The sequence below is a fragment of the Curtobacterium sp. 1544 genome (assembly GCF_040544915.1).
GTDB classification, from domain to species: domain Bacteria; phylum Actinomycetota; class Actinomycetes; order Actinomycetales; family Microbacteriaceae; genus Curtobacterium; species Curtobacterium pusillum_C.
Map to the genome: position 1 here is coordinate 1 of NZ_JBEPKX010000053.1, position 7,375 is coordinate 7,375.

The 7,375-nt window shown below is 71.7% G+C and carries 4 protein-coding genes; 1 reads left to right on the top strand and 3 read right to left on the bottom strand.

Annotated features, from left to right (window positions below):
* Positions 1-312: 312 nt before the first annotated feature.
* From treZ to glgX, 3 genes are read right to left on the bottom strand one after another with little or no spacing between them, the layout of a single operon-like run.
* On the bottom strand, positions 313-2,067 hold the full coding sequence (gene treZ, locus ABIC61_RS18525) for a malto-oligosyltrehalose trehalohydrolase (RefSeq protein WP_354031082.1): 1,755 nt from the start codon (positions 2,065-2,067) through the stop codon (positions 313-315).
* Positions 2,064-4,511: a malto-oligosyltrehalose synthase gene (treY, locus tag ABIC61_RS18530; protein ID WP_354031083.1), complete on the bottom strand. Its 2,448-nt coding sequence runs from the start codon at positions 4,509-4,511 to the stop codon at positions 2,064-2,066. The genes treZ and treY overlap by 4 nt, the downstream gene beginning before the upstream one ends.
* A complete protein-coding gene (gene glgX, locus ABIC61_RS18535; protein WP_354031084.1) occupies positions 4,508-6,757 on the bottom strand; it encodes a glycogen debranching protein GlgX in 2,250 nt (749 codons plus the stop codon). Before glgX ends, treY begins: the two co-directional genes overlap by 4 nt.
* Positions 6,758-6,885: 128 nt before the next feature.
* On the opposite strand from glgX, the gene ABIC61_RS18540 reads away from it, so the two are divergent.
* Positions 6,886-7,209: a hypothetical protein gene (locus ABIC61_RS18540; protein WP_079238514.1), complete on the top strand. Its 324-nt coding sequence runs from the start codon at positions 6,886-6,888 to the stop codon at positions 7,207-7,209.
* The last annotated feature ends 166 nt before the right edge of the window (positions 7,210-7,375 follow it).

Here is a 7,375-nt window from a genome sequence, read left to right on the forward strand (position 1 = left end):
ACCCCCCCCGGGGGGCCCCCCCGGGGGGCCCCCCCGGCCCCGGCGGCCCCCCCCCCGGCGCCCGCCGGGCGGGCCCCCACCCCCGGGGGGGGGGGGGGGGGCCCCGCGGCCCCCCCCCCTCCCGTACGTGGTCGCGGCGTCCGCCGACGGTGGTGCCGCGAAAGCGACTCCGTGCGGATCCGCGTGGCCTTCCTGGCGGCAGCGCGACAGATTCCCGGAGGATCGCGGCGGGAACCTGTCGCTTTCGCGGCCGGGGACGGACAGACGAACGGCCCGCGGCGGACATGCCACGGACCGTTCGGTGTGCGCTGGTCAGCGCAGGACGACCACACCTCGGCCGGTGAAGCGGACGCAGTCCGTCGCGACCTCGGCCTCGCCGAAGCGGTAGAGCTCCTCGCCGGTGGCTCCGGGGACCGGCACCTCGGCGGCGTCGTCGAGGAAGTTCACCACGACGTGCACCGGTCGGACGTCCGGCCCGAGCAACCCCCGCGTGAGCACGAGCCAGCGGCGGTCCTCGCTGAACCGGACGGCGTTCGCCTCGTACCGCGGGTCGACGAACGCCTGGTCCGTGCGGCGCAGCGCGACGAGCACCCGGTAGGCGCGGAGGATCCTCGCCCCTCGGTCGGAGTCGACGTCGGCCCAGTCGAGCTTCGAGTTCGTGAACGTCGACGGGTCTTGCGGGTCCGGCACGGCGGACTCGTCCCACCCGTGCTCCGCGAACTCCCGGATGCGTCCCTCGGCCGTCGCCTTGCCGAGCTCGGGCTCCGGGTGCGACGTGAAGAACTGCCACGGCGTCGAGGCGGCGAACTCCTCGCCCATGAAGAGCATCGGCGTGAACGGCCCGAGCAGGGTCAGGGCCGCGGCGATCACGAGCCCCTCGTCGCTGACGGTCGCGGCGAGGCGGTCGCCGGCGGCGCGGTTGCCGATCTGGTCGTGGTTCTGGTTCGCCACGACGAGCGCCGTCGTGGGGGAGGTCCCTCGGTCGATCGGTCGACCGTGCCGCTTGCGCCGGAACGACGACCAGGTGCCGTCGTGGAAGAACCCGTGGTCGAGGACCTTCGCCAGCGCCGACAACGGGGCGAAGTCGGCGTAGTAGCCGTTCGTCTCGCCGGTGAGGGCCACGTGCACCGCGTGGTGGAAGTCGTCCGACCACTGTCCGGCGAGGCCGTAGCCCGAGGCCTCTTGCGGGCGGAACATGACCGGGTCGTTGAGGTCCGACTCCGCGACGAGCGACAACGGCCGCCCGACGAAGGCCGAGTACGCGTCGGTCTCGGACGCCATCGCCCGCAGCACGTGCGGTCGGGTGGTGTCCCGGATCGCGTGCACCGCGTCGAGTCGGAGCCCGTCGACGTGGTGGTCTCGGAACCACATCCGCACGTTGTCCAGCACGTAGCGGCGGACCTCGGGGTGCTCGACGTTCACGGAGTCGCCCCACGTGTTGCCGAGTCCCTGCAGCAGGTACGGGCCGTAGAGCGGCAGGTAGTTGCCGCTCGGGCCGAGGTGGTTGTAGACGACGTCCTGGATCACGCCGAGGCCCAGCGCGTGCGCCCGGTCGACGAACCGGTCGTAGGCGTCCGGGCCGCCGTAGGGCGCGTGCACCGCGAACCACGCGACACCGTCGTACCCCCAGTTCCACTCGCCGTTCACACCGTTGACGGGGAGGAGCTCGACGAACTCCACGCCGAGCTCGACGAGGTGGTCGAGCTTGGCGGCGGCGGCGTCGAGCGTTCCTTCGGGGGTGTAGGTGCCGACGTGCATCTCGTAGATGACGCCCCCGCGCGCCGGACGCCCGGTCCAGGCCTCGTCGGTCCACGAGAACCGCGCGGGGTCGACGACCTCGGACGGTCCGTGGACGCCCTCGGGCTGGTACCGGCTGCGCGGGTCGGGCCGGACGGCGTCGTCGTCGCCGAGACGGAAGCCGTAGCGGGCACCGACGACGGGGATGATCGCGTCGGTCGTCCACCAGTCGTCGTCCCCGCGGGTCAGCGGGTACTCGGTGCCGTCGACGACCAGGCGCACGCGCTCCGGGGTCGGGGCCCAGACGGCGTAGCGGTCGGGTGCGGTCATGCGTGGCCCTCCAGGATGTCGATGTCGGCCTGCGCGTCGGACTCGGTGACCGGCGTCGTGGCGGTCGTCGTGCTGCCGTCCGCTGAGGTCGAGGCGGCCGTGCCGTGGTCGGTCGGCTCGACGACGTGTGCCGGCACGAGCAGTGCGACGGGGTAGTCCGTCAGGAGGTCGGCGAGCGCGATGCCCCGACCTGCCGGGACGCTCCGACCCGTGAGCAGGTCCACGCGGTCCAGCGGCACGGCGTGCACGAGGGTGTCGCCCCAGCCACCGACCCGTTCGAGGCCGATCGGCAGGCGTGTCGCGATCGTCACGGCGCCACCGCGGTCGAACGCGAGCACGTGGTCCGCCGCGCTGCCCGTGGCCTCGAGTGCCAGGTACCGGGTGAACAGCTCCGGGTGGTCGCGGCGGAGTCGGAGCGCGCGGCTCGTCACGAGGAGCTTCGCCGCCCCGTCGATGCCGATGGCCGGCAACTGCTCGGGGCCGTCGTCGTCCGGTCCGTCGAGTTCCGCCAGGACGTGCCGGCGCTCGGTGTAGTCCACCGGGCGTCGGTTGTCCGGGTCGACGAGCGAGCGGTCCCAGGACTCGGTGCCCTGGTAGACGTCGGGGACGCCGGGCGCCGTGAGCTGGACGAGCTTCTGCCCGAGGCCGTTCGACCATCCGGCGGCGTCGATCCGCTCGTCGAGGGCGTCGAGCACCGCGACCACGGCGGGGTCGTCGAAGGCGGCGTCGACGAGCGCGTGCATCCGGCGCTCGAAGTCCTCGTCCGGTTCGGTCCACGTGGTGCTGTCGCCGGCCTCGCGCGAGGCCTTCTCTGCGTAGGCGTGCAGGCGCTCCCGGCTCGCCGGACGCGCGCCGATGATCGCCTGCCAGAGCAGGTCGGCCAGCACGGCGTCGTCGAGGGGCGCGAGCGACCGCAGCCGGTCGAGGGTGCTCGCCCACTCCGTGCCGAGCTCCGCCAGGACGGCGATACGGGCACGGGTGTCCTCGCTGCGCTTGGTGTCGTGCGTGGTCAGCGTGGTCATGGTGTGCGGCCAGCTGCCGAGGCGGTCGCGCTGTGCCTGGTGGAAGTGCTCGACGGAGACCGAGAACACGCTCGGGTCGCCGCCGACCTCGCTCAGCGACGTCAACCGCGAGGTCCGGTAGAACGCGGTGTCCTCCACGCCCTTCGCCATCACCATGCCGCTGGTCTGCTGGAGGCGGATCGCCGCGGCGTTCGTCGGGTCGACGAGTGCCGGCGCGATGCGGTCGATCACGGGATCGAGTTCCGGGCGGTTCGACGCAGCACGCTCGAGGGCGTCGATGAGGTGGTGGGCACCCTCGGGCAGGTAGGTGCGGTAGACGTCGAAGGACGCCACGACCTCGGCCACGGCGTCGACGATCGACGCGTGGTCGACGTCCGGGGCGACCGGGGCGAGCAACCGAGCGAGGCGTTCGACCTCGCTGCCGAGGATCCCGTCGGCGATGCCACGGCGGGTGTCGTGCGTCAGCTGCTGCCAGTCGGACGGCTCGGCACCGGACGCCGCGGTGAGTGCCGGTTCACCGGCCGGGTCGATGAACACCCGGTCGAGCACGCCGAGCGCGTCGTACCCGGTCGTGCCGTCGACGGGCCACGACGAGGGCAGCTGTTCGCCCGGTTCGAGGATCTTCTCGACGAGCGTGTACGCCCCACCGGTCAGCCCGGCGAGGTCCTGCAGGTACCCGGCCGGGTCGTACAGGCCGTCCGGGTGGTCGATCCGGAGACCGTCGGCGATCCCGTCACGGAACCACCCGCCGATCGTGTCGTGCGACGCCGCGAAGACCTCGGGCTCCTCGACGCGGATCGCCGCCAGGGTGTTCACCGCGAAGAACCGGCGGTAGTTCAGCTCGTGGTCGGCACGCTTCCAGTGCACGAACTCGTAGTGCTGGCGAGCGTGGACGTCCGCCACGGAGTCGCCGTCGTGCACGGTGTCCGGCGCGGTCGGGTAGGCGGTGTCGCCGAGGTACAGGCGGCCGTCGCGGAGTTCGACTCCGTCGAGCAGCCGGTCGTCGAGCACCGGGACCCGGAGCTTGCCGTCGCCGGCGGCCCAGTCGACGTCGAACGCCCAGGCCACGGGGGAGCCCTGCCCGAGTTCGAGCAGGGACCACCACCACGGGTTCGCCTCGGGCGTCGCGACGCCCACGTGGTTCGGCACGACGTCGATCAGGACGCCGAGCCCGGCGGCGTGCGCGGCGTCCGCGAGCGCACGGAGCGCGGCGTCGCCACCGCGCTCCGTGTCGACGTGAGCGTGGTCCACGACGTCGTAGCCGTGCTGCGATCCGGGCTCCGCCTGGAGCACCGGCGACAGGTACAGCCAGTCCGCCCCGAGGTCCCGCACGTAGTCGACGACGTCCGTCGCGGCGGCGAGGTCGAAGTCCGGTGTGACCTGCAGCCGGTACGTCGAGGCCGGGACCCGCCGCGCGGTCACTGCTGACCGCCGCTGGTGTCGGACGGAGCCGTCGCCCCCGCGGGGTTCGCCGGCGTCACGGCGTCCTGCGGCGCGACCGTGGCCGGGCGCGAGGAGTCCGTGTCGACGGACGTCACCGTGACCTCGTGGTCGGGTTCGGCGCGGAGCACGATCATCGACCGTGCGGGGACGTCGAGCGGCGTGCCGGCCTCGATGACCTCGTCGCGTGCACCCGGCTCTGCGGTGTCGATCCGGACGGTCCAGCCGGGCGAGTACTCCTCCGGCGGCAGCGTGAACGTGACGGTGTCGTCGTGCGCGTTGAAGTACGTGATGAACGCGACGTCGGTGACCCGGTCACCGCGGACGTCACGCCCGCGGATCCCGTTGCCGTTCAGGTACATGCCGACGCTCTTGCCGAAGCCGGAGTCCCAGTCCTCGGGTTCCATTGCTTCGCCGGACGGGGTGAGCCACACGACGTCGGGCAGCGGTTCGCCCTCGCCGCGGCGGACCGGGCGACCGTTGAAGTACCGGGTGCGGCGGAACGTCGGGTGGTCGTGCCGCAGCTTGACGACGTCGGCGGTGAACTGCACGAGGTCGTCGTCGGCGGTCTCCCAGTCGATCCAGCTCAGCTCGGAGTCCTGCGCGTAGACGTTGTTGTTGCCCGACTGCGAGCGGCCGAGCTCGTCGCCGTGCGCGATCATCGGCACGCCCTGGCTGAGCAGGAGCGTCGCGAGGAAGTTCCGTCGACGCTGCAGCCGCAGGGCGTTCACGGCCTCGTCGTCGGTCGGTCCCTCGGCACCGGAGTTCCAGGAACGGTTGTGGCTCTCGCCGTCGTTGTTGTCCTCGCCGTTGGCCTCGTTGTGCTTGTCGTTGTAGGCGACGAGGTCGTACAGCGTGAAGCCGTCGTGCGCGGTGATGAAGTTGATGCTCGCCTTGGGCGTGCGGCCGTCGTGCTCGTAGAGGTCCGCCGAACCGGAGATCCGCGAGGCGAACTCGCCGAGCGTCGAGGACTCGCCGCGCCAGAAGTCACGGACGGTGTCGCGGTACTTGCCGTTCCACTCCGACCACTGCGGCGGGAAGTTGCCGACCTGGTAGCCGCCGGGGCCGACGTCCCACGGCTCGGCGATGAGCTTCACCTGCGAGACGATCGGGTCCTGCTGCACGAGCTCGAAGAACGCCGACAGCCGGTCGACCTCGTAGAACTCGCGGGCGAGCGCCGACGCGAGGTCGAAGCGGAAGCCGTCGACGTGCATCTCGGTCACCCAGTACCGCAGCGAGTCCATGATGAGCTGCAGCGAGTGCGGGTGCCCGACGTTGAGCGAGTTCCCCGTGCCCGTGTAGTCCATGTAGTAGCGCTTGTCGTCGTCGACCAGGCGGTAGTAGGCCGCGTTGTCGATGCCGCGGAACGACAGCGTCGGACCGAGGTGGTTGCCCTCCGCGGTGTGGTTGTAGACGACGTCGAGGACGACCTCGATGCCCGCGCGGTGCAGCTCGCGCACCATCGTCTTGAACTCCTGCACCTGCTGTCCCTGGTCGCCGGACGACGAGTAGTGGGAGTGCGGCGCGAAGAACCCGATGGTGTTGTAGCCCCAGTAGTTCGACAGCCCCTTGTCCTGCAGGGTCGAGTCGTTCACGAACTGGTGCACGGGCATGAGCTCGAGCGTCGTGACACCGAGTCGCTTGAGGTGCTCGATGACGGCCGGGTGCGAGACGCCGGCGTAGGTGCCGCGCTGTTCCTCGGGCACGTCGGGGTGGGTCTCGGTGAGGCCCTTGACGTGCGCCTCGTAGATCACCGTCTCGCCGTAGGGGGTCCGCGGTGCGCGGTCGCCCTGCCAGTCGAAGAACGGGTTGATGACGACGCCCTTCATCATGTGGGACGCCGAGTCCTCGTCGTTCGTCGAGTCGGGGTCGCCGAACGTGTACGAGAACAGGGACTGGTCCCAGTCGATGTCCCCGCTCGTCGCCTTCGCGTACGGGTCGAGCAGCAGCTTGTGCGGGTTCGCGCGCGACCCCGTCGCGGGGTCGTACTCGCCGTGCACGCGGAAGCCGTACTGCTGTCCGGGGCCGACGTTCGGGAGGTACGCGTGCCACACGTACGCATCGACCTCGACGAGGTCGATGCAGAGTTCGGTGGTGCCGCCCTCGCCGTCGTCGTCGAAGAGACAGAGTTCGACGCGCTCGGCGACCTCACTGAAGAGCGCGAAGTTCGTGCCGCTCCCGTCGTAGGTCGCCCCGAGCGGGTACGGGTTGCCGGGCCAGGTGTGCAAACGGTCCTCCAGGTGTGGGTTGCGCCAACATATCGGCGGGACCCGTCCGCGTCCGCAGACAAGCCCCAGCCGTGGATGGTTCCGGCGCGCCGCCGCCTGTGGAGGAACGGACGAGTAGCCTCGCGCGCATGGCCAACATCGTCACGCAGATCGCAGAGAAGGTGCGCCCCGTGGGCGTGTCCACCAACTACGGGGAGCCGGTCGAGGTCGGCGACCAGACCCTCATCCCGGTGTCCCTCGGCTGGTTCGGGTTCGGCGGTGGCGGCGACGGCGACGAGAACGGCGGCGGTGGCGGCGGAGCCGTCTCCGTCCCGATCGGCGCCTACGTGCGCCGCCCCGGCAAGGACCTCGAGTTCGAGCCGAACCTGATCTCGCTCCTCGCGGTGAGCGTGCCCGTCATCTGGGTGACCGGAACCGTCCTGCGCAAGCTGGTGCGGGTCCTGAAGAAGTAGCGGATGACGGACTGGAGGCGGGGGGGGGGGGCCGCCCCCCCCCCCCCCCCCCCGGGGGGGGGGGGGGCGGGCGGGGGGGGGGGGGCCCCGCCCCCCCCCCCCCCCCGGCCGGGCGGGCCCCCCCCCCACCGACGCGCGCGCGACCACAAAAAACCCGGGCCCCCCC

Coding starts and splice junctions, on each gene's coding strand:
- ABIC61_RS18540 (WP_079238514.1), top strand. CDS start 6,886: ATGGCCAACATCGTCACGCAGATCGCAGAGAAGGTGCGCCCCGTGGGC.
- treZ (WP_354031082.1), bottom strand. CDS start 2,067: ATGACCGCACCCGACCGCTACGCCGTCTGGGCCCCGACCCCGGAGCGC.